The 26,845-nt window shown below is 28.2% G+C and carries 26 protein-coding genes and 1 tRNA gene; 19 read left to right on the forward strand and 8 right to left on the reverse strand.

The features are described from left to right. The first annotated feature begins 5 nt into the window (after positions 1-5). The 13 genes from ACTTBK_RS06995 (at position 6) to ACTTBK_RS07055 (ending at position 14,921) form a co-directional block, all read left to right on the forward strand. Positions 6-1,160 carry a glycosyltransferase family 4 protein gene (locus ACTTBK_RS06995; RefSeq protein ID WP_440619322.1) on the forward strand — a complete coding sequence of 385 codons (1,155 nt, stop codon included), beginning with the start codon at positions 6-8 and terminating at the stop codon, positions 1,158-1,160. Next, on the forward strand, positions 1,161-3,077 hold the full coding sequence (thrS, locus tag ACTTBK_RS07000; protein WP_440619323.1) for a threonine--tRNA ligase: 1,917 nt from the start codon (positions 1,161-1,163) through the stop codon (positions 3,075-3,077). After that, entirely contained in the window at positions 3,078-3,623 is a 546-nt protein-coding gene (infC, locus tag ACTTBK_RS07005; protein ID WP_075505925.1) for a translation initiation factor IF-3, read from the forward strand. A gap of 53 nt (positions 3,624-3,676) precedes the next feature. Beyond that, entirely contained in the window at positions 3,677-3,883 is a 207-nt protein-coding gene (gene rpmI / locus ACTTBK_RS07010) for a 50S ribosomal protein L35 (protein ID WP_023854436.1), read from the forward strand. A 2-nt stretch (positions 3,884-3,885) separates the two neighbouring features. Next, complete coding sequence (gene rplT / locus ACTTBK_RS07015) at positions 3,886-4,242, forward strand: 50S ribosomal protein L20 (RefSeq protein ID WP_440613511.1); 357 nt, start codon at positions 3,886-3,888, stop codon at positions 4,240-4,242. A gap of 40 nt (positions 4,243-4,282) precedes the next feature. Further along, entirely contained in the window at positions 4,283-5,350 is a 1,068-nt protein-coding gene (gene pheS / locus ACTTBK_RS07020; RefSeq protein WP_440619325.1) for a phenylalanine--tRNA ligase subunit alpha, read from the forward strand. Beyond that, positions 5,347-7,755 (forward strand): phenylalanine--tRNA ligase subunit beta, encoded by a 2,409-nt coding sequence (gene pheT, locus ACTTBK_RS07025; protein ID WP_440619326.1) that lies wholly within the window; start codon positions 5,347-5,349, stop codon positions 7,753-7,755. The genes pheS and pheT overlap by 4 nt, the downstream gene beginning before the upstream one ends. Before the next feature lie 5 nt (positions 7,756-7,760). Further along, positions 7,761-9,569: a translation elongation factor 4 gene (gene lepA, locus ACTTBK_RS07030; RefSeq protein WP_440619327.1), complete on the forward strand. Its 1,809-nt coding sequence runs from the start codon at positions 7,761-7,763 to the stop codon at positions 9,567-9,569. After that, positions 9,569-10,528 (forward strand): hypothetical protein, encoded by a 960-nt coding sequence (locus ACTTBK_RS07035; protein WP_440619329.1) that lies wholly within the window; start codon positions 9,569-9,571, stop codon positions 10,526-10,528. The genes lepA and ACTTBK_RS07035 overlap by 1 nt, the downstream gene beginning before the upstream one ends. 18 nt (positions 10,529-10,546) lie before the next feature. Beyond that, positions 10,547-10,636 (forward strand) — tRNA-Ser (locus tag ACTTBK_RS07040). Between the two features lie 93 nt (positions 10,637-10,729). Then, positions 10,730-11,374 (forward strand): class I SAM-dependent methyltransferase, encoded by a 645-nt coding sequence (locus ACTTBK_RS07045; RefSeq protein WP_440619331.1) that lies wholly within the window; start codon positions 10,730-10,732, stop codon positions 11,372-11,374. Between the two features lie 197 nt (positions 11,375-11,571). Then, positions 11,572-13,635, forward strand: a complete 2,064-nt coding sequence (locus ACTTBK_RS07050; RefSeq protein WP_440619332.1) for a DNA gyrase subunit B — start codon at positions 11,572-11,574, stop codon at positions 13,633-13,635. A gap of 2 nt (positions 13,636-13,637) precedes the next feature. Next, positions 13,638-14,921 carry an ActS/PrrB/RegB family redox-sensitive histidine kinase gene (locus tag ACTTBK_RS07055; protein WP_440619333.1) on the forward strand — a complete coding sequence of 428 codons (1,284 nt, stop codon included), beginning with the start codon at positions 13,638-13,640 and terminating at the stop codon, positions 14,919-14,921. On the opposite strand, the gene ACTTBK_RS07060 is transcribed toward ACTTBK_RS07055, so the two are convergent. The 3 genes from ACTTBK_RS07060 to ACTTBK_RS07070 are packed head-to-tail and all read right to left on the reverse strand — an operon-like array spanning position 14,915 to position 18,206. Beyond that, positions 14,915-16,714 (reverse strand): cobaltochelatase CobT-related protein, encoded by a 1,800-nt coding sequence (locus tag ACTTBK_RS07060; protein WP_440619335.1) that lies wholly within the window; start codon positions 16,712-16,714, stop codon positions 14,915-14,917. The two genes, ACTTBK_RS07055 and ACTTBK_RS07060, sit on opposite strands and share 7 nt — an antisense overlap. Beyond that, the gene (cobS, locus tag ACTTBK_RS07065) at positions 16,715-17,689 is read right to left on the reverse strand and encodes a cobaltochelatase subunit CobS (RefSeq protein ID WP_440619337.1); all 975 of its coding nucleotides are present in this window, start codon (positions 17,687-17,689) and stop codon (positions 16,715-16,717) included. It abuts the gene before it with no gap. Then, a complete protein-coding gene (locus tag ACTTBK_RS07070; protein ID WP_428079254.1) occupies positions 17,673-18,206 on the reverse strand; it encodes a J domain-containing protein in 534 nt (177 codons plus the stop codon). Before ACTTBK_RS07070 ends, cobS begins: the two co-directional genes overlap by 17 nt. A 17-nt stretch (positions 18,207-18,223) precedes the next feature. On the opposite strand from ACTTBK_RS07070, the gene ACTTBK_RS07075 reads away from it, so the two are divergent. Further along, positions 18,224-18,484 carry a BolA family protein gene (locus ACTTBK_RS07075; protein WP_440619338.1) on the forward strand — a complete coding sequence of 87 codons (261 nt, stop codon included), beginning with the start codon at positions 18,224-18,226 and terminating at the stop codon, positions 18,482-18,484. Here ACTTBK_RS07075 and aroB read toward each other — a convergent pair. Continuing rightward, entirely contained in the window at positions 18,476-19,579 is a 1,104-nt protein-coding gene (aroB, locus tag ACTTBK_RS07080) for a 3-dehydroquinate synthase (protein ID WP_440619339.1), read from the reverse strand. The genes ACTTBK_RS07075 and aroB overlap by 9 nt on opposite strands. Next, the gene (locus ACTTBK_RS07085) at positions 19,566-20,078 is read right to left on the reverse strand and encodes a shikimate kinase (protein WP_440619340.1); all 513 of its coding nucleotides are present in this window, start codon (positions 20,076-20,078) and stop codon (positions 19,566-19,568) included. Before ACTTBK_RS07085 ends, aroB begins: the two co-directional genes overlap by 14 nt. A gap of 57 nt (positions 20,079-20,135) precedes the next feature. Here ACTTBK_RS07085 and ACTTBK_RS07090 point away from each other — a divergent pair, with 57 nt between their 5' ends. Genes ACTTBK_RS07090 through truA form a run of 5 tightly spaced genes read left to right on the forward strand, consistent with a single transcriptional unit; the run spans position 20,136 to position 24,258 of the window. After that, entirely contained in the window at positions 20,136-20,318 is a 183-nt protein-coding gene (locus ACTTBK_RS07090; RefSeq protein ID WP_075505937.1) for a hypothetical protein, read from the forward strand. After that, positions 20,293-22,050, forward strand: a complete 1,758-nt coding sequence (locus ACTTBK_RS07095; protein ID WP_440619342.1) for a hypothetical protein — start codon at positions 20,293-20,295, stop codon at positions 22,048-22,050. Before ACTTBK_RS07090 ends, ACTTBK_RS07095 begins: the two co-directional genes overlap by 26 nt. Positions 22,051-22,074: 24 nt before the next feature. After that, positions 22,075-22,593, forward strand: a complete 519-nt coding sequence (gene def, locus ACTTBK_RS07100; RefSeq protein WP_440619343.1) for a peptide deformylase — start codon at positions 22,075-22,077, stop codon at positions 22,591-22,593. Between the two features lie 3 nt (positions 22,594-22,596). Further along, a complete protein-coding gene (gene fmt, locus ACTTBK_RS07105) occupies positions 22,597-23,517 on the forward strand; it encodes a methionyl-tRNA formyltransferase (protein WP_440619345.1) in 921 nt (306 codons plus the stop codon). Continuing rightward, entirely contained in the window at positions 23,518-24,258 is a 741-nt protein-coding gene (gene truA / locus ACTTBK_RS07110) for a tRNA pseudouridine(38-40) synthase TruA (RefSeq protein WP_440619346.1), read from the forward strand. Here truA and ACTTBK_RS07115 read toward each other — a convergent pair. Genes ACTTBK_RS07115 through dapE form a run of 3 tightly spaced genes read right to left on the reverse strand, consistent with a single transcriptional unit; the run spans position 24,238 to position 26,844 of the window. Continuing rightward, positions 24,238-24,729 carry an SET domain-containing protein gene (locus tag ACTTBK_RS07115; protein WP_440619347.1) on the reverse strand — a complete coding sequence of 164 codons (492 nt, stop codon included), beginning with the start codon at positions 24,727-24,729 and terminating at the stop codon, positions 24,238-24,240. The genes truA and ACTTBK_RS07115 overlap by 21 nt on opposite strands. Positions 24,730-24,760: 31 nt before the next feature. Further along, complete coding sequence (locus ACTTBK_RS07120) at positions 24,761-25,690, reverse strand: histone deacetylase family protein (RefSeq protein WP_440619348.1); 930 nt, start codon at positions 25,688-25,690, stop codon at positions 24,761-24,763. Beyond that, complete coding sequence (gene dapE / locus ACTTBK_RS07125; protein ID WP_440619349.1) at positions 25,687-26,844, reverse strand: succinyl-diaminopimelate desuccinylase; 1,158 nt, start codon at positions 26,842-26,844, stop codon at positions 25,687-25,689. Before dapE ends, ACTTBK_RS07120 begins: the two co-directional genes overlap by 4 nt. Position 26,845: the final 1 nt, after the last annotated feature.

Genomic DNA, 26,845 nt, shown 5'->3' on the forward strand with positions numbered 1-26,845 from the left:
ACCAAATGTCATCTAATTTAAAAGTTTTGCAAGTAATTCCAAAACTTGGATATGGTGGTGCAGAGACTGGCTGTTATGATATTGCTCACTATTTACCAGAAAACGGTTGCAAATCATTTATAGTTACTAGTGGTGGTGAGTTACTTAAATTTGTAGATAAAAATAAAGTAAAAGTTTTTAGACTTCCAGTTCAAAGTAAAAATCCAATATTAATTTTAATTAATGCGATAATTTTAACTTTTATTATTTTATTTAATAATATTTCGATCATACACGCCAGAAGTAGAGCGCCTGCATGGTCTTGTTTAATAGCCTCCAAGATAACAAATAAAAAGTTTGTGACTACATTTCATGGAACTTATAATTTTAAAAGTAATTTGAAAAAATTATATAATTCAGTAATGGTTCGATCTGACTTAATTATTGCAGGATCAAACTTTATTTTTTCACACATCAAAGAAAATTATTCAAATTACTTAAATCAAAAAAAAAAATTATTAGTAGTATTTAGAGGAATTAATGTTGATTATTTTGATCCTACCACAAAACTTGAAACTGAAGAGAAAAAATTATTAAAACAATGGGAAATAGAAAAAGATAAAAAGATTATACTTTTGCCTGGTAGATTAACTACCTGGAAGGGACAAGAGGTATTTATTGAAGCAATCAATCTGGTAAATATCAAATTAGGTTATGAAGCATTTTATGCTGTTATCCTTGGAAGTGATCAGGGAAGAGACTTGTATAAAAAAAAACTAATAAGACTTTCAGAACAATATAGGTTAACTAAACAGCTAAGATTTATCGATCACTGCAAAGATATGGCGTTAGCTTACAAAGTGTCTGATATAATTGTTTCAGCTTCTATTGAACCAGAAGCTTTTGGTAGAGTTTCTGTAGAGGCCCAATCTATGGAGAAACCAATTATTGCGAGTAATATTGGTGGCTCTAATGAGACTGTCATTGATGAAAAAACAGGCTATTTATTTAAAGCGGGTGATGCAAAGTCTTTAAGTCAGAAAATTTTAAAAACACTGACAATTGACGAAACTCAATTAAAATTAATTGGTGTTGAAGGAAGAAAAAATATAGTTCAAAAATTTAATGTTGAAAAAATGTGCTTTTCTACTTATTCAGAGTATAAAAGATTAATAAATTAAATGCCTATAATTACATTACCTGATGGAAATAATATTGATTTCCCAAATAAAGTTACTGGATTAGAAGTAGCAGAAAAAATTAGCAAATCATTAGCTAAACAAGCAATGGTGATAAGTGTAGATGGTGAGTTAAAAGACTTAGAACATCTAATTGAGAAAGACTGTTCAGTAAAAATTTTTACATCTAAAAATCCTGAGGGTCTAGAAACCATTAGACATGATACTGCTCACATATTAGCAATGGCAGTACAAGAATTGTTTCCAGGAACACAAGTTACGATTGGCCCTGTAATTGAAAACGGATTTTATTATGATTTTGCTAGAAAAGATCCGTTTACAGAAGATGATTTAGCAAAGATTGAAAATAAAATGAAAGAAATTGTTGATCGAGACGAGATTACCAAAAGAGAAGTTTGGGATAGAAATAAAGCCATAGATCATTTTAAAAAAAAAGGTGAAATCTATAAAGCCGAGTTAATTGAGGCAATACCAGAGAATGAGGATGTTTCAATTTATTTTCATGGAGATTGGCATGATCTTTGTAGAGGACCTCATCTTTCTTCAACAGGTAAAATAGGTAAATACTTTAAATTAATGAAAGTTTCAGGAGCTTATTGGAGGGGTGATTCAAACAATGAAATGCTTCAAAGAATTTATGGTACAAGCTGGGCTTCTCAAAAAGATTTAGATGAGCATCTAAAAAGAATAGAAGAAGCAGAAAAAAGAGATCATAGAAAATTAGGAAAAGAAATGGACTTGTTTCATTTTAGAGAAGAAAGTCCAGGCTCAGTTTTTTGGCATGAGAGAGGGTGGGCATTATTTCAAAAATTAATTAATTATATGAGAGGTAGACAAGATGCTGCTGGATATAAAGAGGTAAATACACCTGAAATTTTAGACCGACAATTGTGGGAAAAATCTGGTCACTGGGAAAAATATGGAGAGAATATGTACACATCAGAAACTCCTGATGAAAAAGTGTTTGCGATAAAACCAATGAATTGTCCAGGTCATATACAAGTATTTAATCAAGGATTGAAAAGTTATAGAGATCTTCCATTACGTATCACAGAATTCGGTAAGGTTCATCGTTACGAACCATCAGGTGCTTTACATGGCTTGCTTAGAGTAAGAGCTTTTACACAAGATGATGCGCATATTTTTTGTGCGGAAGATCAAATTACGAGTGAATGTTTAAATGTAACAAATTTAATCTTAGATATTTATAAAGATCTTGGTTTTGAAAATGTAATTTTAAAATATGCTGATCGACCTGAGATTAGAGTTGGAGATGATGAGGTTTGGGATAAAGCAGAAGCTTCACTTCTTGAAGCAGTTAAAGCTTCTAAGTTAGAATATAGCATCAATAAAGGTGAAGGTGCCTTCTATGGTCCTAAAATTGAATTTGTTTTAAGAGATGCTATTGGAAGAGATTGGCAATGTGGAACCTTGCAAGTTGATTTAAATTTACCTGGAAGATTAGATGCATCATATGTAGATAAAGACGGAACAAAAAAAGTTCCTGTTATGCTTCATAGAGCGTTGTTTGGTTCTCTAGAAAGATTTATAGGAATATTGATTGAAAATTATGCTGGTAAATTTCCTTTTTGGATTTCACCTTTACAAACAATGGTAATTCCAATTTCAGAAGAATTTAATGATTACGCAATAGAAGTATCTAAAAAAATTAAAGATGCAGGCATAAGTTCTGCAGTTGATATTAAAAATAATAATTTAAACTATAAAATTAGAGATCATTCTTTAGCAAAAATACCTCTTTTATTAATTTGTGGTAAAAAAGAAGTTGACTCTAATTCAGTAACGATTAGAAGGTTAGACTCTAATAAACAAGAAAATATGGATATAGTTTCATTTTTAAAAACTTTCTCTGCTTTAAATAAAGCATCATCAAACTAAGTGGCAGATTTCAAACAAAATTACTTTCAAAGAAGAACAAAGGATAGAGGTCCAAGATCTAATAACCGAATATCTTCACCGGATGTTCAAGTAATTGCAAGTGATGGTGAAAATCTTGGAGTGATCAGTACTAATGAAGCTATATCAATGGCAAAAAACCAAGGTTTGGATTTAATTGAAATTGCACCTAATGCAAACCCACCTGTTTGTAAAATCATGGATATGGGAAAGTATAAATATGATGCACAAAAAAAAGCAAATCTTGCAAAAAAGAAACAAAAAATTATTTCATTAAAAGAAATTAAAATGAGACCTGTAACCGAAACTCATGATTATGAATTTAAGGTTAAAAATGCAAAAAAATTTATCTCCAAAGGAGATAAAGTTAAATTTACTATCAGATTTAAAGGTCGAGAACTCCAACACTCTCATTTAGGCAATGAACTAATGGGTAAAATTAAAGAGGATATGAAGGATATTGGTAGAGTAGAGTTGCAACCCAAATTTGATGGGAAGCAAATGATCATGGTAATTCAACCTTTATAAGCCTTAATAGAGGTTGTAAAATTTCAACATTCTTTGTATAAGTCCGCAGAATTATGCCAAAATTAAAAACAAAAAGCTCAGCAAAAAAAAGATTCAAGATATCAGCTAAGGGTAAAGTTATATCTGCTCAAGCAGGTAAAAGACACGGTATGATTAAACGAACGAATTCACAAATTAGAAAATTAAGAGGCACTACGACTTTGTCCAAACAAGATGGCAAAATTGTTAAATCATACATGCCTTACAGTTTAAGAGGGTAACAATGGCAAGAGTTAAAAGAGGTGTAACAAGTAAAGCAAAACATAAAAAAGTTTTGAAAGCCGTAAAAGGTCAGTGGGGCAGAAGAAAAAATACTATCAGAGTTGCTAAACAAGCTATGGAGAAATCCATGCAGTATGCTTACAGAGATAGAAGAAACAAAAAAAGAGATTTCAAATCATTATGGATACAAAGAATTAATGCTGGTGTAAGAGCAGAGGGTATGACTTATTCAAAATTCATTAATGGTTTAAGTAAATGTGGTGTTACAATAGATAGAAAAATTTTAGCTGAAATTGCTTACGATAGTCCAGAAGCATTTAAAACAATTGTACAAAAAGCTCAATCCGCTTTAAATTAATCTCTATTGTTTTTATTTCTTAAGGAAATAATCTACTAATATGTCAGACATAAAAAATATTAGAGATCAATTTGTATCAAAGCTTAAAAATGAACTAAGCTTGGATGAAATCAATTCAATCAAAACAGAGTTATTTGGAAAAAATGGTCAAATTTCATCTTTATTCAAAACTGTAGGATCAATACCAGAGTCTGATAGAAAAACTTTTGCAGCAGACTTGAATAAAATAAAAGATGAACTGCAATCTTTAATTTCAGAAAAGATTAAAGAAATAGAAACAAAAGAAGTTAATCAAAAACTTGAAAAAGAAAAAGTTGATATAACTTTACCCGGAAGATCTTTTGTTAGAGGAAAAATTCATCCTGTATCTCAAACGATAGATGAAATTTCATCTATATTTTCAGAAATAGGTTTTAGTGTTGAAGAAGGACCAGATGTAGAAAACGAATATAATAATTTTACTGCATTAAACACTCCAGATAATCACCCAGCTCGTGACATGCACGACACTTTTTATTTAGACGAAAATAAGGAGGTTTTGTTAAGAACGCATACTTCACCAGTTCAAATTAGAACTATGTTAAAAGACAAGCCACCGTTTAAAATTATTGCTCCAGGCAGAACATATAGATCAGATAGTGATCAAACACATGCACCAATGTTCCATCAGGTTGAGGGCCTTCATATAGATAAAAATATTAATATGGGTCATTTAAAGGGATGTTTAAATTATTTTATTAAAGAGTTCTTTGAAGTGGAAAAAATCAAAATGAGATTCAGACCAAGTCATTTCCCTTTTACAGAACCATCTGCAGAAGTAGATATTGGTTACGAAATTAAAGATGGTAAAATTGTTATAGGAGAAGGAGATCAGTGGCTTGAAATTTTAGGATGTGGAATGGTCCATCCAAACGTTTTAAAAAATGTCAAAGTTGATCCTGCTAAATACCAAGGATATGCATTTGGCATAGGTATAGATAGGTTAGCTATGCTAAAATATGGTATTAACGATTTAAGAGCTTTCTTTGACTGTGATTATAGATGGTTAAATCACTTTGGATTTGATCCACTTGATGTACCTACAAATTATAGAGGTCTAAGTCGATGAAGATAACATTTGATTGGTTAAAAGATCATTTATCTGTAAGTGCTAAGGAAGAGAAGTTACTTGAGAAATTAACTGATATTGGACTTGAAGTTGAAAGTGTTGAAAATTTATCTGAAGGTTTAGATTTATTCAAAGTAGCAAAAATTTTAAAAACCGAAAAACATCCTAATGCAGACCGTTTAAAAGTTTGTGATGTTGATGTAGGTGAAAAAGAGATTAAGAAGGTCGTATGTGGTGCACCAAATGCTAGAGAAGGTTTAATTACTGTTTATGCTCCTCCTGGTGCGGTTATTCCAAAAAATAAAACTAAATTAGTTATAGCAAAAATTAGAGATGTTACATCTTATGGTATGCTTTGTTCTGAATCAGAACTTAATTTGTCTGAAGAAAGTGATGGAATTACAGAGCTTTCATCTTCGAAATACAACAATAGTATTGGAAAAAGTTTTTTTACTCAATCTAGTTCTAATTTGATTGATTTATCAATCACACCCAACAGACCAGACTGTCTTGGTGTTAGAGGGATAGCTAGAGATTTAGCGGCTTCAGGCTTTGGTAAATTAAAACAGATTAAAGAACAAAAAATAAAATCGAAAAAATCTCAAACAATAAAAGTAAAAATTACAAATGAAAAAAACCAAGGATGTTTTTCTTTTGGGAGCTGTTTGGTAACAAATGTAAAAAACACTGAAAGTCCAAAGTGGTTAAAGGATAAATTAAATTCTATAGGTCAAAAACCTATTTCAGCAATTGTTGATATTACAAATTATGTAATGATAGATATTAATCGTCCATTACACGCATATGATGCCGATAAAATTGAAAAAGGTATAATTGTTAGAAACTCAAAATCTGGTGAAGAGTTCACAGCTTTAGATAACAAAACCTATAAACTTGAAGATGATATGTGTGTAATTAGTGATGACAAAGGCGTGTTGGGACTAGGTGGTATTATTGGAGGCACAAGATCTGGAACAGAAATGGATACACAAAATGTTTTAATCGAGTCAGCTTATTTTGATCCAAGATCAATTAGACGAACAGCAAAAAGATTAAATATCGATACAGATGCAAAATTTAGATTTGAAAGAGGAATAGATCAATTGTCGATTGAAGAAGGTTTAAATAAAGCAGCATTTTTAATTAAAGAAATTTGTGGTGGTGAAATTAGTAAGATTGATATCCAAAAAATTACTGCATTTAAAAATCCAATAATTAAATTTGATCCAAATTCATTTGAAAAAGTTACAGGTTTTAAAATTTTAACAAAAGATATGTTAAAAATTTTAGATAACTTAGGTTTTATATGTAAAAAAGATAAAAAAGTTTTTAAATTAACCATACCATCTTGGAGACCAGATATTACTCAGGAAATAGATGTAGTTGAGGAATTGGTAAGAATAGTTGGATATGATAAAATCAAGATAGAAGAACCAATCAAAGAGAGAAAAAAATCTACTTTAACACAAACTCAAAAATTATTTCATTTCTTGCAAAGATCTGTTGCTTCAAAAGGATATTTGGAGGCAATTACATGGTCTTTTACAGATGCAAAATATAACAATCATTTCAAAGGACAAAATAATGAATTAAAAATTGTGAACCCTATAAGTTCAGAATTAGGAGTTTTAAGAAATTCAATATTTTCAAATTTAATTATGTATATGAGCAAAAATATAGATAGAGGATTTAAAGATTTATCTATTTTTGAAATAGGACCAACATTTTTTGGAAAACAACCTGGTGAACAAAATATAGTAGTCTGTGGTTTATCTGCTGGAAAAAAATCTCGTCTTTCTTGGTTAGAAAAAGAGAGAAATGTCGATGTTTTTGATATTAAAAAAGATGTAGTTCAAACCTTAGTTGAAGCAGGTTACGATGCAGAAAAATTTTTTATTGATGACGAAACTCCTGATTATTATCATCCAGGTAAATCAGGAAGATTATTTTTGAACAGAGGTAAAGAAAGTGTGGCTGCATACTTTGGTGAAATTCATCCAAATATCATTAAGCAAATAGATATGAAAACCGAGTCATTAGTAGGTTTTGAAATATTTATTGATAATTTAAAATTACCAAAAAAATCATTGAAAGATCAAAAAACAAAATATTCTATTTCAGATTATCAAAAGTCAGAAAGAGATTTTGCTTTTATAGTTGATAAGGAAATTAAGGTTCAAGATTTGTTAAATGTTGTATCAAATGTTGATAAAAATTTGATTTCTAACATTAAAGTTTTTGATGTTTATGAGGGCGATAATATTCCTGAAAACCAAAAATCAATTGCAATCAGTGTTACAATTCAATCTCAAGAAAAAACTCTTAAAGAAGCGGATTTAGATCAAATAAATAAGTCAATTATAGAAACAGTCGAAAATAAAACTGGCGCTAAAATTCGATCCTAAAGATAATGAGTTCAATCGATAATATAAGAAATTTTGCAATCATCGCACACATTGATCATGGAAAATCTACTATTGCAGACAGAATAATTCATAATTGTGGTGGTCTGACTGAAAGAGAGATGAAAGCTCAAGTTTTAGATTCAATGGATATTGAGCGAGAGAGAGGTATCACCATTAAAGCTCAAACTGTAAAGCTAAATTATAAAGCTAAAGACGGAAAAGAATATATTTTAAATATTATAGATACACCAGGCCATGTAGATTTTAGCTACGAGGTAAGTAGATCATTATATGCTTGTGAAGGTTCAATTTTAATTGTGGATAGTACACAAGGAGTTGAAGCTCAAACTTTAGCAAACGTTTACCAAGCATTGGATACAAATCATGAAATTGTCCCAGTATTAAATAAGGTAGATTTACCAGCTTCTGATTTAGAAAGAACAAAAAAACAAATTGAGGAAGTTATTGGGATAGATACTGAGAACGCTATTCCGTGTTCTGGAAAAACTGGCGAAGGAATAGGAGATATTTTAGAGCAAATCATAACGACTTTACCAGCACCAAAAGGTCAAAGTTCATCGGATTTAAAATGTTTACTAGTAGATAGTTGGTACGATACTTATTTAGGGGTCGTAATATTAGTTAGAGTTATAGACGGCAAGCTTTCAAAACATATGAAGATTAAAATGATGTCTACAAATCAAGAATATATTGTAGAAAAAGTTGGTGTTTTTACACCAAAGCCAGTTGATATCACTGAATTAAAAACAGGAGAAATAGGATTTATCACAACAGGGATAAAAGTTTTATCAGAGACTAAAGTTGGAGATACAATTTGTGACGCAACAAAACCATTAAAAGAGGCTTTGCCAGGATTTAAACCTAGTAAACCTGTAGTATTTTGTGGATTGTTTCCTGTAGATAGTTCAGAGTTTCAAAAATTAAAAGATGGTTTAGCAAAATTACAATTAAATGATGCAAGTTTTTCCTTTGAACCGGAATCATCCTCCGCTCTAGGTTTAGGATTTAGATGTGGGTTTCTAGGTTTACTTCATCTAGAAATAGTAACAGAACGGCTTGAGAGAGAATTTGATGTTAATTTATTAACAACAACACCAGGAGTAGTTTATAAAGTTCATTTGAATAATGGTGGTACGATAGATTTGCAAAATCCATCAAGTTTACCAGACCCTACATTAATAAAATATATTGAAGAACCTTGGATTAAGGCAACTATTATTACTCCAGACCAGTACTTAGGTTCAATAATTAAAATGTGTCAAGACAAAAGAGGAGTACAAACCAACCTTAGTTATTCTGGAAGTAGAGCAGTAGTAAATTATGAACTTCCTTTAAATGAAGTTGTGTTTGATTTCAATGATAGACTTAAGTCAATGACGAGTGGATATGCAAGTTTTGATTATGAAATAATTGAGCATAGAGAAGGTGATCTAGTAAAACTTGGTATTTTAGTGAATGCTGAACCTGTTGATGCTTTAGCTATGATGATACATAAAGATTTTGCACAAAAAACAGGGAGAGAAGTTTGTGAAAAACTTAAAGACCTTATTCCAAGACATAATTTTATGATCCCTGTTCAAGCTGCAATTGGAGGTAAAATTATTGCTAGAGAAACTATAAAAGGGTTTAAAAAAGATGTTTTAACAAAAATTCATGGTGGTGGAGCTACAGATAGAAAAAGAAAATTATTGGAAAAACAAAAAAAAGGTAAAGCAAGATCCAAACAATTTGGAAGAGTTGAAATACCACAAGAAGCATTTATTGGAGTGCTTAAAATTAACAAAGATATTTAATGAAATCAGTGTTAGTTGATTACTTAAGTCCCATTGGGCACATTGATATAATTAATTTTTATATAAAACATCTAAATAAAAACTTTAAATTTATTTACCTAAACAAAGCAATAATAAAAAAAGTAAACAAAAGAAAAAATATTAATTATATAAATTTAGAAAAAAATTTTTTCTTTAGAATAGTTCAATTATATAAATTGTTTAAAGAATTTAAAAAAAAAAAAATAAATAAAATAGTTCTATTATCATATGAGCCTTTAGTTCTAATTGTTCTTGGGATACTTATGGATTTAGATTATTTTAAAATATTTGTTTTTGAACACGATACTTTAAACATAAAAAAAAAATTTAGATTTTTTTTATTAAACTTTTTAAATAAAAATATTAACCACTTAGTCTATAATGTGCATTCAAAACAATTATTAGTTTTTAAATTTAAAAGAAATGCTTTTTTCACACATCATCCTATAATTAAAATTAAAAATACAGAAGTTGTAATAAAAAATAATAATACATTTCTTATACCAACAAGGCACCATTTTGATAAAAATTTAATTAAAAACTTTATTAAAAAAAATAAAGATTTAAAAATTTATATTTTAAGTAAAAATTCAAACATAAAAAAAAAACTATTTAGTAATTTTGAAAATGTAAGTTTGTTAGAGTTTATTGATGAAAGGTATATAAATAAAATACAAGCTGTTTATTTACCTTTAGATGAAGATATTTACAAATATAGAATATCAGCTTGGTTGTATAAAGGAATTGCTTACAACAAAAAAATATTTATGGAAAAAAATAATTTATATAAATTTGAGAAGAAAAGATTTCCCAACAACATATTTTTGAACCCAAAAAATAAAATTAATACTAGAAAATTAACTCTTAAGAAGAAAATTGATATATCAAAATATAACTTTTTACTAATAAGTGATTTAAAAAAAATACTTTTTAAGTAATTCAAATTTATTTGATATGGAGAGGTGGCCGAGTGGTTGAAGGCGCACGCTTGGAAAGCGTGTAAAGGGGCAACTCTTTCGCGGGTTCGAATCCCGCTCTCTCCGCCAATACTAACATTTTTAGCTCAATCATGAAAAATTCTATTTCATAGAAATTTAATGTAAAATAATTGTAACAAAACTATATTTTATTTTTTTATTATGTATCCAAAATACAAAAAATATTGGAGATCTTCCACCATGTATCAACATGGTGATATTTTTTTAGAAATTTTAAAAAAAAAAAAACCAAAAAATTTTTTAGAAATAGGTGTTTATACTGGTGTAAATGCCAGAAATATTTGTGAATATTTATTTTACTTTTACGGTAATGATTTCAAATATTATGGACTTGATTTATTCGAGGATTATTCAGAAATCAACGAATTGGAAATTGCTCCAAATTCAATCAGAAGGTATAAACAAAAATTTTCTAATCCATTAAAGTATTTATATTACAATATAATAAAAAAAGAGCAGTTAAATTCAATTGACTCTGTTCTGAACTTTTTAAAAAAATTTAAAAATAATATTAAATTAATCAAAGGAGATACAAAAAAAACATTAAAAAATGTTGATACGACTATTTTTGATATGATTTATATAGATGGAGGACATAGTTTTGAAACAGTTTATTATGAGTTAGGATTTTTATTGGATAATACTAAAAAGGATTGCTATATTTTATGCGATGATTATACCCATGGTGAAGCTAAGGGAGTCAAACAAGCTGTTGATCAGATAGTTAAAGAAAAGAAACTGCAAATTGAAATTCATGCAAATCGATTTGCATCTATCTTGAGATAATGCTTATTATTAAATAAAATAGTAAAAATTATAATATATTTTCTTCAATTATTTCATGGGTTCTAATCCAATTTTATCTGCCATTAAATTTGCTTTGTATTTCAACATTAATTTAACCAATTAATTACTGAATTTTTAAGATAAATAAGCATTTTTTAAAAATAATGTTATAATTTTTTTTTTCCAAAATTTAAAAAATGACAAATAAAAATTCATATCAAGCAGACTCAATTAAAGTTTTAAAAGGCCTTGAGGCAGTGAGAAAAAGACCAGGTATGTATATTGGAGATACTGATGATGGTACAGGTTTACATCATATGGTTTATGAGGTTGTAGATAACTCGATAGATGAGGCATTAGCAGGTCATTGTAAAAATATTAATGTAAAAATTAATTCTGACGGAACAATTACTGTAAATGATGACGGAAGAGGTATCCCTGTTGACATGCATAAAGGGGAAAAAAAATCTGCAGCCGAGGTAATTATGACTCAACTTCATGCTGGTGGTAAGTTTGATCATGACTCATATAAAGTTTCTGGTGGACTACACGGCGTTGGTGTTTCAGTTGTTAATGCATTGTCGGAAAAATTAGAATTAGAAATAAATAGAGATGGAAAAAAACACATAATAGAATTTAAAAATGGTGAAGCAAAATCCCCTCTCAAAGTAGTTGGAAAATCTAAAAATACAGGAACTCAAATAACATTCTTACCTTCGAAAGATATATTCTCATCAATTAAATTTAGTGCAAATATTTTAATTAAAAGGATGAGAGAGTTAGCGTTCTTAAATAAAGGTATAAAAATAATTTTTACTGACGCTAGTCAAAAAAAAGAAAAGACATCTGAATTTAAATTTGATGGTGGTGTTTTAGAGTTTGTAGACTTTTTAGATGAGAAAAGAGAAAAACTACAAAATAAAAATGGTAACGATTTATTTCGAAAACCAATTTATATTGAAGGCAAAAAGAATAATATTGAAATAGAGTGTTCATTAAAATGGAATGCTGGTTATGCAGAAGATATATTTCCATACACAAATAATATTTATCAAAAAGATGGCGGAACACATTTATTAGGCTTTAGAAGTGCTCTTACAAGGGTTGTAAACAAATATGCCAATGAAAATAATCTATTAAAAAAGAATAAATTAGCTATTTCAGGAGATGATATTAAAGAAGGCTTAACATGTGTGCTTTCAACTAAAATCCCTGATCCTAAGTTTTCTTCACAAACTAAAGATAAGTTAGTTTCTTCCGAGGTAAGAATGATTGTTGAAACTTTGGTTAATGAAAAACTATCAATATGGTTTGACCAAAATCCATCTATCGCCAAAATAGTATTGGCTAAAGTTATTCAAGCAGCTATGGCAAGAGATGTTGCAAGAAAAGCTAGGGAAAATGTAAGAAGAAAAGGAGCGCTTGAGTTAAGTGGATTGCCAGGAAAATTAGCTGATTGTCAGATAGGAAAACAAGAAGGTACTGAATTGTTTATCGTTGAGGGAGACTCAGCAGGTGGGTCCGCAAAGCAAGGAAGAAATAGAGCAAATCAAGCTGTTTTGCCTCTAAGAGGTAAGATTTTAAACACTTATGTCGAGGACATAAATTTAAAAAAAAATGGCAATGGCAATGGTAATGGTTCAGATCTAAGAACAAAAGCTCTAGCAAAAATGATATCTTCAAATGAGATAGTAACATTAATTAATGCACTCGGACTTGATCCTAAATCTCAGGAAATAGATTTAAAAGATTTAAGATACGGTAAAATAATTATAATGACCGATGCGGATGTTGATGGTTCTCATATAAGAGCATTGTTGTTAACTTTTTTTAATAACAAACCATTTAATAAATTAATTGAAAATGGTCATGTTTATTTAGCTCAACCACCATTATTTAAAATTAATAAAGGTTCAAAAGGGATTTATATTAAAGATGAGAAAGAATTAGAGGATTATATCGTAAATAATAACAAGGAATTAAAGAAATTGAAAAGAGGCTCAAAAGACTATTTGAATGCCTTAGATTTAGAAAAATCAAAAATGAATATACAAAGGTTTAAGGGTCTTGGTGAAATGAATCCAGAAGAGTTGTGGAATACAACTTTAGATCCTGAAACTAGAAATTTGCTCCAAGTGCAATACTCTAAAGATCTTAAAAAAGATCAAAGTCTTATCCATACACTAATGGGAAGTGATGTTGCGTTAAGAAAAGATTTCATAGTCTCAAATGCTATCAATGTAAAAAATCTTGATATTTAAAAATGAAGTTTTTTGAAACTTCAAAACACCATTCATTCAAAAAATCTACTTATATTACCTTAAGATGGATTGGTATAATTGGACAGTTAATTGCAGTTAATTTTGTATACTTTGTATTCGATTTTAAATTTGACTTTATAACTTCTAATCTAATTATATTTATTGGCATCATAAGTAATTTTTACTTAATTTTTATTTATAAAAAAACTCAATTATCTGACAGATCAGCTTTCATTTTCTTAGTTATTGATATTTTGCAATTAGCTATTTTACTTTACTTGTCAGGTGGAATTCTTAATCCATTTGTTATTTTTATAATTATTCCAAGTGTATTTTCATCATCTAATTTAAGTTTTAGAACAAATACTATGCTTGTGTTGTTAACAGTTTTATCAATTATGTTTTTAACTTTTTATTCAACAAAATTACCTTCTCCACTTGGGGATCATTTTCATGTAAGCCCTTATTATTATTATTCTATCCCGATTGCTTTGATTATTGCTCTTGTTTTTTTAAATTATTTTGCAATGACATTTGGAACTCAATCTAGGTTAAGAAAAGAAGCTCTTACAAAAATGGAAGAAGTAATGGCCAAAGAACACGAACTATTGTCCTTGGGTGGTCAAGCTGCTGCAGCTGCTCATTCATTAGGAACACCTCTTTCAACCATAAAAATAATTACTCAAGAATTACTAAAACAATTCGAAGGCAATAAAGATGTAGAAAAAGATATCAATTTATTATCTAGTCAGGTTGAAAGATGTAATGAAATATTAAAAAAATTAACTTTAAACCCAGACGAGGAGGATGAGTTTATTGATGTAGATATTACTATTAGAGATTATTTAAATGAAATTTTAAATTCATTTAAAGAGATAAGCACAAAGAAGTTTGTCTTCAATTTTGATCAAGACTCTAATTCAAAAAAAATAGTAAAATCTATAGAAATTGTTTATGGATTAAGAAATTTTATAGGTAATGCTAATAAATTTTCTAATGAAAATATTTTCATAAACCTAAAGAGCGATAGTGAATTTACAGAAATAAGTATTGAGGATGATGGTCCAGGTTATCCAAAAGATATTTTATCAAAAATAGGAGAACCATATTTAAAATCAAATAATCCTCAAGATAAATCAAAAACAGGACTTGGTTTAGGTTTGTTTATAGGAAAAACATTGTTAGAAAAAAATTTTGCTAATGTGAATTGTAGAAACTCCAAAACAAGGTCTGGTGCAGAAGTAATAATTAAATGGAGAAATAAAGATTTGTTTAATATTCAATGAAATTTTTTCTTTGTTTCAAACAAAGAGCTAAGTTGAGATATCATTACATCTCCTAACTCATTTACGTCAGTAATTTTTATAGCTCTGTTGTAATATCTTGAAACATCATGTCCAATACCAATCGCTAAAATTTCAATATCAGATTTATTCTCAATAAATTTGACCATCTTCTTCAAATGTTTTTCTAAAAAATCTCCTGAATTTACTGAAAGTGTTGAGTCATCAACTGGAGCTCCATCAGAAATTACCATTAAAATTTTTCTTTCTTCTTTCCTTTTTTTAATACGGTTGTATGCCCAAGATATAGCTTCGCCATCAATATTTTCTTTTAACAAACCCTCTTTTAACATTAGGCCTAAATTATTTTTTGCTTGTCTCCAATGTGTATCCGCACCTTTATAAATTATATGTCTTAGATCGTTAAGTCTTCCAGGTGTTTTTGGTTTTGAATTTTTAGTCCAAAATTCTCTACTCTGTCCACCTTTCCAGTTTTTTGTAGTAAATCCTAAAATCTCTACTTTGACTGAACATCTTTCGAGTGTCCTTGACAAAATATCTGCACAAATAGCAGCAATCGTTATTGGTCTTCCTCTCATAGAGCCAGAATTATCAATAAGTAAAGTTACAACTGTATCTTTAAAATCTAAATCCTTTTCTTTTTTAAATGACAAAGAGTTATATGGATCCATTATTATTCTTGGTAACTTTGAACTATCAAGTAAGCCTTCTTCTAAATCAAATTCCCAAGCTCTATTTTGTTTTGCTAGTAATTGTCTTTGAAGTTTATTAGCTAACTTGGTAATTACATCTTGGAAACCAATTAACTGCTGATCTAAATTTTTCCTAAGTTTTGTAGCTTCATCTGCATTTTCTAGATTTTCAGCTTTAACCACTTCGTCGTATTGTGTAGTAAATATTTTATAATCTATATTTACATTATCAATTTTTTTTTGAATTACTTGCTCAGAGTTTTGTTCATCAGACTCAACATCAGATAATTGCTCATCCAAATTAAACTCGTCTATACTATAATCAGCATCAACAGATGCCTCTGTTTGCTGTTCATCATTTTCATCTTTGCTATCTTCATTATCTTTATTTTGGTCATCATTTGAGGGATTGTCTTGACCTTGATCTTGATTTTCTTCCTCTTCTTGGTCTTCCTCATCGCTTTGAAAAATATCCATTTCTTCAAGTATTTTAGAAAATTTAGAACTGTATGTATTTTGATTTTCTAAATTATTTAATAAAAACTCTTTATGCTTCTTAATTGATTGCTCAAAATCTTTTTCCCAGAAATTAAGCATTCTAGACGTTAAAGGATTTAGGTCTATATTATGAAAATTTTTAAGCATATATAGCTCAAATGCTTCAGCAACAGGAACGTCTTCTTTTGTTTTAAGCTGATCTTTTCTTTTACGATTAATTATTTGTGAATAGTTTTCAGAAAAATTTTTTTGAATTCCTTTTAACATTTTGCCTCCTAGGGCTTCATATCTAATCTTTTCAGCTATATTATATAAAGATCTAGATGAAGTGTTTGAAGGTAAATTTTTTTTGTAAATTTTTTCATTAGAAAACCTTTTTTTAAGTGCTGTAGAGTCTGTTTCAGCCCTTAATTTTATAAAATCACTTGGACTGGTTAGATCATTTATTTCAAAAGATGAAATATCTTTCGTTTTTTTATCTTCAGAAGATTTGTTCTTTATATCAATATCGTCTGCGATTACTTTTGCTGTTGAAGATAAAGCAATTCTAAATTTTTCTTTTAAATTTGTTTCTCTATTGCTCATTTAAATTTGAATATTGAACAAAGACTCAGGCAATTCTTCACCAAAACATCTTTGATAATATTCCGCGATTGTATTTTTCTCAATATCATCGCACTTATTTAAAAAGGTTACTCTAAATGCATATCCGGTATCCTTAAAAATTTCAGAATTTTCAGCCCAATGAAGGACTGTTCTTGGACTCATTACAGTAGATATATCTCCAGCAATAAAACCTTTTCTAGTTAAGGATGCTACTTTAATCATATTAGCAACTTTTTCTTTTCCCTTGGCATTATTTAAATTTTTATTCTTTGATAAAACTATATCCATTTCTCTATCTAGGCTTAGATAGTTTAATGTTGTTACAATATTCCATCTATCCATTTGACCTTGGTTAATTTGCTGTGTTCCGTGATAAAGTCCAGTAGTATCACCAAGTCCAACTGTATTAGATGTAGCAAACAATCTGAAATATTTATTTTGACTTATTACTTTGTTTTTATCTAGTAGCGTGAAATTTCCTTCAGCCTCTAAAACTCTTTGAATAACGAACATAACATCAGGTCTTCCAGCGTCATACTCATCAAATACTAAAGCAACTGGATTTTGAATTGACCATGGTAGAATACCCTCATTAAACTGTGTGACTTGTTTTCCATCTTTTAGGACAATTGCATCCTTACCTATTAAATCTATTCGACTAACATGACTGTCTAAATTTACTCGAATACACGGCCAGTTTAGTCTTGCAGCTATTTGCTCTATGTGTGTTGATTTTCCAGTACCATGATATCCTTGTACTAATACTCTTTTATTGAACACAAATCCTGAAATGATTGCAAGTGTAGTATCTCTATCAAATTTATAGTTTTTATCTATTTCAGGCACATATTCACTTTTTTTTGAAAATGCATCTACTTCCATTTCAGAATCTATTCCAAAAGATTGTTTTAAAGAAACTTTTATGTCAGGTTGAATGTTAAGATTTGGAGTCAATTTTTTCCCTATAAGTGTTTTTTAGCTGTGTATAAGCTAAAGTGATCAGTTTTAATTTTTCCTCGTATTTTTTATTTCCGGCATTCATATCAGGGTGAAATTTTTTAACAAGCACTTTGAATTTTTCTTGTATTTTTTGCCATTTTAAACCCACAGATATTCCCAATATTCCAAATGCTTTAATATCTTTATGATCGAATTTAAATTGACGCATATGATTATAGTCTCCATTGAATTTATCTTTATCAAATTCATCTTTTAATGTTGTGTTCCATAGGACTTTAAAAAAATTATCTGAAGAACTAAAATTTTGAGTAGGTTTGTGCCAAGTCATATCTGACTTTAAAAAATTGATTACTTGGTTATCACTCATCCCAGAAAAATAATTCCAGTTTTTGTTAAATTCTTTAACATGTTCTAGACAAAGCATTCTATATTTCCTGCTATTATCCTTCTCAATTGGTGCTCTGTATTCACCAATTTCATTACAATTATTCCAGTCACAAATATTTTTCATGATATAATATTTACTATATGGATATAAATGAATTAATTGCAATTATAAAAAAAAAATTATCAGATCAAATAAATATTCAAAGTATAGATATAGAAGATAAATCTTTTCTTCATAAAAATCACAAAGGTAATCAGGAAGGCAAATATCATTTAAAATTAAGTATAGTTTCTGATGAGTTAAAAAATATGAACAGAATTGAAAGCAATAAAAAAATTTATAAAGTATTAGATAGAGAGTTGAAAGAAACTATTCACTCAATTCAAATTCAACTATCTTAAGTAATCATTAAAAAATTTTTTCAGTCTTTGTTTTGGATATTCAATATTAATTTGTGGAGATCCAATTTTTTTTAAAAGTACTAAATTAATTTTTTGAGATTTATTTTTTTTATCCTTTGTCATGAAAAATAATATTTTATTTATATCTTTTTTATTAAAAAATTTATTAACAGATATTGATAGATTTAAATTATTGATATGATTTAATATTAGGTTGTAATCACTTTTTTTAAGTATTTTTAAATTTAAACTAAAACTTAGTGCCGTCCTTATCCCTAGAATTACTGCTTCACCGTGATTTAATTTCTTGTTGTAATTTAGGGTTGCTTCATAAGCATGGCCAAATGTATGTCCAAAATTTAAAACTTTTCTTAAATTTTTTTCTTTCTCGTCTTTTTCAACCACACTTTTTTTAATTTTACAGCTTTCATAAATTGCTTTTTCAATAAATGGAGAACTCAGTTTAGTAATTTTATTCACATTCTTATTTAAAAATTTGAAGAAATTTTTATCTCTTATTAGGGAATGTTTTAAAATTTCACCATATCCACAAACAATCTCTCTTTTTGGCAGCGATTTAAGAAAATCAACATCTGATATAACTAAGTTTGGTTGATAAAAACTACCAATTAGGTTTTTTCCATAATGTGAATTTATGCCAGTTTTGCCACCAATCGAGGAGTCGACTTGGGATAAAAGTGTTGTTGGTATATTTATAAATTTCATACCTCTTTTAAAGATACTAGATGCAAAACCACTTACATCACCTGTAATACCCCCACCTATTGATATTAAACAGTCATCTCTAGAAAAGTTTTTATTTAATAAAATTTCTAGGATCTTATTAATAATATTAAAGTTTTTATTGGCCTCACTGGCATTAAAAAAACATATATGTATTTGCTTTTTATTTAATGAATTTTTTATTTTAGTTATAAATTTTTTTGGTACATTTTTATCAACTACAAGAAGACATTGATTGAATGTTAAGGAATTATTTTTAATTATTTTTGAAAAGTTAGTAATTAGATTTGATCCAATTATTATTGGATATTTTTGTGTTTTTGTTTCAATTTTTAATTTAATTGGTTTCATAAATTTCTTTAATTTTTCTTACTATTTCATTTTTAGTGAGATTATCACACTTGATTTCATATAAAGCTTTAGAATAAATGTTAGTTCGTTTTTTAATTAAATCAATTAAATCATTATCTGTAGCATTAATTGTTAAAGGTCTTTTTTTGCTATTTTTAATTCTTTCAATTAAAATTTTTTCATTCCAATTTAACCAAAATGAATAATGATTTTTTAAAACTTCATTTCTAATATTTTTATTTGCAAAAGCACCTCCTCCTAAAGAGATAACTGTAGAACTAAGTTTTAATTTTTTAAGTGTAGTTTTTTCTTCGATTTTTCTAAAATATTCTTCTCCTTTTGTTTCGAATATTTTTCGAATTGTTGTATTTAAATTTTTCTCTATTTCTTTATCTATATCTACAAAATTTAATTTAAATTTTTTTGCTACTAAAGAGCCTATAGAACTCTTACCAGAACCCATCATACCTAAAAAAACAAGATTTTTTTTTGATTTCATAAGTTTAAATATTGAAAAAACACAAATATGTCTTAATTTGAAATTATCTAAAGTTATATGCAATTCAACAAAAATACAAGTTCAGGTAAAAAAAGTATAATTGGACTAGTTGTTAAATCTATTTTTGGACTAGTAATTGTTCTTGGCGTTGTTTTAATTCTCAATTCAATTGATTTTCCTGCTCCTAAAAAGGAAATTGAAAAAATTATTCCAAATGAAAATTTTAAAATTGTTAAATAAAAATTTCTTTTTTATTTTTTTAAGCTATCTAATTATTTTAAATCCTATTCACGCAGAAGATAATCCAATTGATATATGGAATCTTGAAAAAAAAGAAAATGAAACTGTTGAGGAAGCAGTTATTACAGAAGGTGAAAATAATAATGATCAAATAAGTGTTTTTGATATGCAGTCAGATAAAAATACTGGCTCGATAGAATTAGATGAAAATTTAACATCAAAAGAAGTCAAAATAGTAGGATTATACGATCCTGCAGAACACGGTTTGACTATTGATATGTGGACGAATTCTGATGGTCAAAAGTTAAAAAATTTATTTAACAGTTTAGAGAAAATTAATCTTTCTAATGATGCATTAGAAATTATGGAAGTTTCATTATTAACTAACGCTCATTATCCTAATCAAAATATTACTGAAAATGAATTTTTAAAATTTAAATCTGACTGGTTAATTAAAAATTCTAATTTAGAACTTATTGAAGAATTTTTGGTTAATAATCAAATTGTAAACTCTCATCCCAAACTAACCAGACATTTATTAGATAACTATTTATCAGATAAAAATATAAAGAAGACCTGTGAATTTTTTACAAAAATTAAAGAACCAGTTGAAGATGAATATTTATCTAAATTAAATTTATATTGTTTAGTAAATTATGGAAAAAATGAAGAAGCCCAATTAATTCTAGATCTTAAAAAAGAGTTAGGTTTTCAAGATGAGTATTTTGAAAATAAAATGAATTACCTGTTTGGTTATATTGAAGAAGCATCCAAAGAAGTCTCTGAAAGTTCAGTATTTGAGTTTCATTTAGCTCATAGAACAAATCCAGATTTTTCATTTGAACCCGATGAAAATACGCCTAAATTAATTTGGAAATATCTATCAAATTCAAATTTACTACCAGATCTAAGTAATGTTGAAATAAATGATCAAGATAAAATCTTAATTATTGAGAAAGCTGCAAATTATAAAATTTTCTCAGAAAAAGACTTATTTGAATATTATAAAAAATTTCAATTTAATATTGATCAATTGTTAAGTGCAACTGATACTTACAAGTTGCTGTCTCCGTTAGAAGCCAGAGCATTAATTTATCAAAGAGCACTTTTAACGAGTGAACCAGAATTGAAATTGAAATTTTTACAGTTGTTGAAGCAGTTATTTGAGGATAACAAAATTGGTTTAGCTTTTGATAAAGAGCTCAATAACTTTTTGAAGGAAATTGAAGTAAATAATGTTCCTTCAGATTATTTAAGTTTTTATAATAACTATTCAAAAAATCAGAATTCAGAGTTCAAAAAAATTCAATACAACAATAATATTTTACATCAATCTAAGTGGGTAAATTATTTTAGAGGAGATTATTCAAAATCTGAAATACAAGAAGATTTAAAAAAATTTCTTGATAGAATAATTTTTAGTAATGAAACTTTGTCCATTAAAGATATAATTTTTATAGAAAGTCTGAAATCAGACGGAGTAGAAATACCAAGCGAGTATGAAAGTTTGTATTCACAAAAACCTTTTGAATTAGACGAAAATTTAGCTGAGTTGATAGAAGCAAATGAAGTTGGAACAGTTTTATTATCTTTAATTGAGATAATAGGTAATGACAAAATAGAAAATATTGATGAAAAAAGACTTTATTTTATTTCGAATACCTTAAATCAAATAAATGCTGACCTAATTAGAAATAAGCTATTGCTAAAAGTTCTTCCTTTAAAAGTATAAAAATTATAATAACATACAAATTTTATGGCGATAAGAACGATTATTACAGAACCAAACAAGTTACTTCGACAAGTATCAAAACCTGTAGAAGCCGTTGGAAGTGAAGAGCAAAAATTAATGAATGATATGCTCGATACAATGTATGATGCTAATGGTATTGGTCTTGCAGCAATTCAGATTGGTATACCAAAAAGAATTATAGTGATGGATATAAGCAAGGATGAAAACAAAAAAGAGCCTAGATACTTTGTAAATCCAGTAATAAAAAATAAAGATCCACTTAAGGCAACTTATGAAGAAGGGTGTTTATCTGTGCCAAATCAATTTGCTGAAATTGATCGACCAAGCAAATGTGAAGTAGAGTATTTAGATTACTATGGAAAGAAACAGTTACTAAAGGCAGATGGATTACTTGCAACATGCATACAGCATGAAATGGATCATTTGGAAGGGATATTATTCATCGATTATCTCTCAAAACTAAAAAAATCAATGATCATAAAGAAACTTTCAAAATTAAAATCAAATACAGCTGAAGTTTAAAAAATGTCAAAAAAGTTAGTTTTTATGGGTACGCCCATGTTTGCTGTACCAATTTTAAAATCTTTATATCAAAATGGATATAATATTTCTTATGTTTATACACAGCCACCTCAAAAATCAAAAAGAGGACAAAAAATTAATAAGTCTCCAATACAAGGTATTTCTGAAACTTTAAATTTAGAATATAGAACGCCGACAGTTATAAATAATGAAGAGGAGTATAATTTTTTAAATTCTTTAGATGCTGATTTAGCAATAGTTGTTGCTTACGGACAAATCATACCTAAAAAATTTCTAAACCTAACTAAAAAAGGTTTTATAAATATACATGCATCTTTACTGCCTAAATGGAGAGGTGCCGCACCAATTCAAAGGTCAATTATGAATTTAGATCAGGAGACTGGAATAAGTATAATGAGAATTGCTGAAAAATTAGATACAGGACCAGTTTGTAATAATTATAAAATCCAACTTAATGAAAATTTGAATGCGTTAGAAATTAGTGAAAAGCTTTCTAGCTTAGCAGCAGAAAAAATTTTAGATAACGTAGATGATATTTTAGATGGTAAAGCAAATTTTATTGAGCAGGATCATTCGAAAGCAACCTATGCATCTAAAATTCAAAAAACTGAAGGTCAAATTAACTGGAATGAAAATGCTGAAAAAATTATTGGTAAGATAAACGGTTTATATCCATCACCAGGAGCATTTTTTATGTTTAATGGAGAAAGATATAAAATTCTAAAAGCTCAAGTTGGAAGAGCTCAAGGAAATCCAGGGTTAGTATTGAGTGATAATCTTGAAATTGCTTGTGGTAATAATCAATCGATAATTATTAAGGAAATTCAGAGGCAAGGTAAAAGACCTCAAAATATTAGTGAATTTATTCAAGGTTCGCAGATAAAAAAAGGCTCAAAAATATAAATGTTTAGATATCAGCTTTTGATAGAGTATTTAGGCACAAATTATAAAGGTTGGCAAATTCAAAAAAAAAATAAAACTATTCAAGGAATACTTCAAGACAAAATTAGAAAGTTATTAAAAGAAAATGTTACCATAGTTGGATCAGGTAGAACAGATGCTGGTGTTCATGCTATCGAGCAGTCAGCACATTTTGATTTAAAAAATAAATTATTGAACTTAGATAAATTTATTAACTCAATTAATCACTTTTTAAAAAATGAAAATATTACAATTCTTAAAATAAGAAAAAGAACTAGTAACTTTCACTCAAGATTTTCTGCAAAAAAGAGAGTTTATAAATATTTCATTTTAAATAGAACAAGTTCACCTGTGATTGAAAAAAATCAAGTTTGGCATGTAAGAAAAAAATTAGATTTAGATTTGATGAAATTAGGGGCAAAAAAATTAGTTGGTACTAAAGATTTCTCAACATTTAGGGCTTCAAGTTGCAATGCTAAGAGTCCAATTAGAACGATGGATTTTGTAAAATTAAAATCTTTAAATGATAAAATAGAAATTCATTTTAAATCTCAATCTTTTCTTCAACAGCAAGTACGATCTATGGTTGGTTGTTTAAAATATTTAGGTGAAAAGAAATGGGATTTAAAAAAATTTGACAAAGCTCTAAAGTCTAAAAAAAGGTCACTGTGCGCTCCTCCAGCACCACCTACAGGATTATTTTTATCTAGAGTTTTTTATTAGATTTTTTTTATTACTCATGGCAAATTTTTTATTTATTCGCCATCTAGATTCTGCTCTTATGATGTATCCACAACAATTTTTTGACTTACACTTACAGGGAAATTGTTTGTAATTTTCATCATAACCAAAACCATAATCGCAGGTAAATTCTTCACCTTTTTTGATATCTCTAATTGCTTTAACCCAAATTTTTAGACCCTTACCATCATAATCACAATTGTTGTCACAAGAATGATTAATTAATCCTGCAGTATTCCATGAAAAATCTCCATCAAGGTCATATCTTTTGTTGATAGTAAATAAATAGATTGGTTTACTGTTGTCATATTTATCAGACTCTTCAGTTTGTTTTTTTGTAATTAGTTTACCAACGTAATCGATTATCTTTGTACCTTCTTTGATATCTTTAGTAGCATAAAGTCCTCTACCTTTTTTATCGATATCAGATTTTTTAATTTTATATAATTTCATTGAGTTTTATTTAGTTTTTTATTGAGAATTATCAATTAAATTCTATTAAAGCATCAACATGTCTTTGAGTACTATCTTGTAGTGCTTTTAAGTCATATCCACCTTCTAGTATAGATACTACATTACCTCTACAAAATGATTTTGAAATTTCTAAAGTTCTTTTTGTAATTGTATAATAATCTTCAGCATTAAGTTTTAATTGTGCCAAAGGATCATCAATATGAGCATCAAAACCTGCAGAAAATAAAAGAAATTCTGGTTTAAATTCATTTAATTTTTTTAATACCAGTTCATATGCATTTAAATATTCTCTAGCACTTGTGCCAGCTTCAAGTGGAATATTTAAAATATTATTAAATTTTCCAATCTCTTTTTCCGAACCTGAACCTGGGTAATATGGAAATTGATGAGTGGAAATATATAAAACTCTTTCATTATTGAAAAAAATATCTTGCGTTCCATTTCCATGATGGACGTCAAAATCAATTATAGCAATTTTTTTATAACCATATTTTTCAATTAAATAATTAGCTCCAACTGCAACATTGTTGTAAATACAAAAGCCCATGGCCTTCTCTTTTTCTGCGTGATGACCTGGAGGTCTTACTGCACAAAAAGCATTTTTAAATTCTTTTTCCTTCACACCGTCAATCGCTGCAATAATTGATCCAACAGCGTCCATTGTTGCTTCTTTGCTACCAGGGGAGACAACTGTATCTCCATCTAAAAAATTAAATCCATTTTGAGGGTATGATTGATCGACATGATCAATATATTCAGAAGAATGAGTTTTTATTAATATTGATTTTTCAAATTTTGAAGGCTTTTTCCATATTAAATTTTTGTTATCTAATTTTTTAAAGTTATCTATAACAGCTGTAACTCTGTCTATTTTTTCAGGATGTCCATCTCCTGTATTATGATTTTTGTATGTATCAGAAGTAATTAAAGCTGTTTTCACTTAAAATAATTCTTTAAAATATTTGAATAAATTAAAGTTAATTTTTTTAAATCACTTAAAGAAACTGCTTCATCTACTTTGTGCATTGTTTTTCCAACCAAACCAAATTCTAAACAGGGAGCAATCTTTCTAATAAATCTTGCATCAGAGGTGCCTCCTGTGGTTGAGAGTTCAGGTTTAATCTTAGTAATATTTTTAATTATATCTTGGATCATATATGTAGTTTGATTTGGTTTAGTTAAAAAAGCTTCACCAGATACACTATATTCAATTTTGTAATTTGACTTATTTTTATTACAAATTTTCTTCAATATTTTATTTATTTTTGTTTTAATTGAATTCGATGAATGTTTGTTATTAAACCTAATGTTAAAAGTTGCATTAGCTAAACCGGGAATTACGTTATCAGCAGAATTATCAATATTTATTTTTGTAACCTCTAGGTTTGTTGGCTGAAAATCTTTTGTTCCTTTATCAAATTTAATTTCCTTCAATTCTTTCAATATTTGAACAAGAGTAGTTGATGGATTGTTAGCTCTATGAGGATAAGCAACATGACCTTGAACACCTATGACTGAAAGTCTGCCGGTCATACTTCCCCTTCGACCAATTTTGATCATTTCTCCCAATTTATTTGGATTAGTTGGTTCTCCAACTAAACAAAAATTAATTTTCTCCTTTCTTTTTTTTAAGTATTCAACAACTTTTTTTGTACCGTTAATAGCCATTCCTTCTTCATCACCTGTAATTAGTAAGCTTATAGATCCATCAAATTTTTTATTATTTTTAACAAAAATACTGACAGCAGAAACAAAAGCTGCAATAGAGCTTTTCATATCATTTGCTCCTCTTCCAATTAAATGTCCTTTTTTAATTGAGGGTCTAAAAGGATTTACTGTCCAATCTTTTAAGTTTCCAGCAGGTACAACATCTAAGTGACCAGCGTAGCAAAAATTTGGACCTTTGGTTCCAAGTCTTGCATAAAGATTTTTTACTGGTTTAGTGTTTTTTTCCTGAAACTCTAATATTTTAGTTTTGAAACCAAGTTTTCTTAATTTTTTTTCTAAGAATTTCATTACCCCGGCATCTATTGGTGTTATAGACGGGTAACGAATTAGCTCTTTGGCTAATTGTAATTCATTAATGGTTTGCATT

It is taken from the genome of Candidatus Pelagibacter sp. HIMB1493, from assembly GCF_052047995.1.
Lineage (GTDB): Bacteria > Pseudomonadota > Alphaproteobacteria > Pelagibacterales > Pelagibacteraceae > Pelagibacter.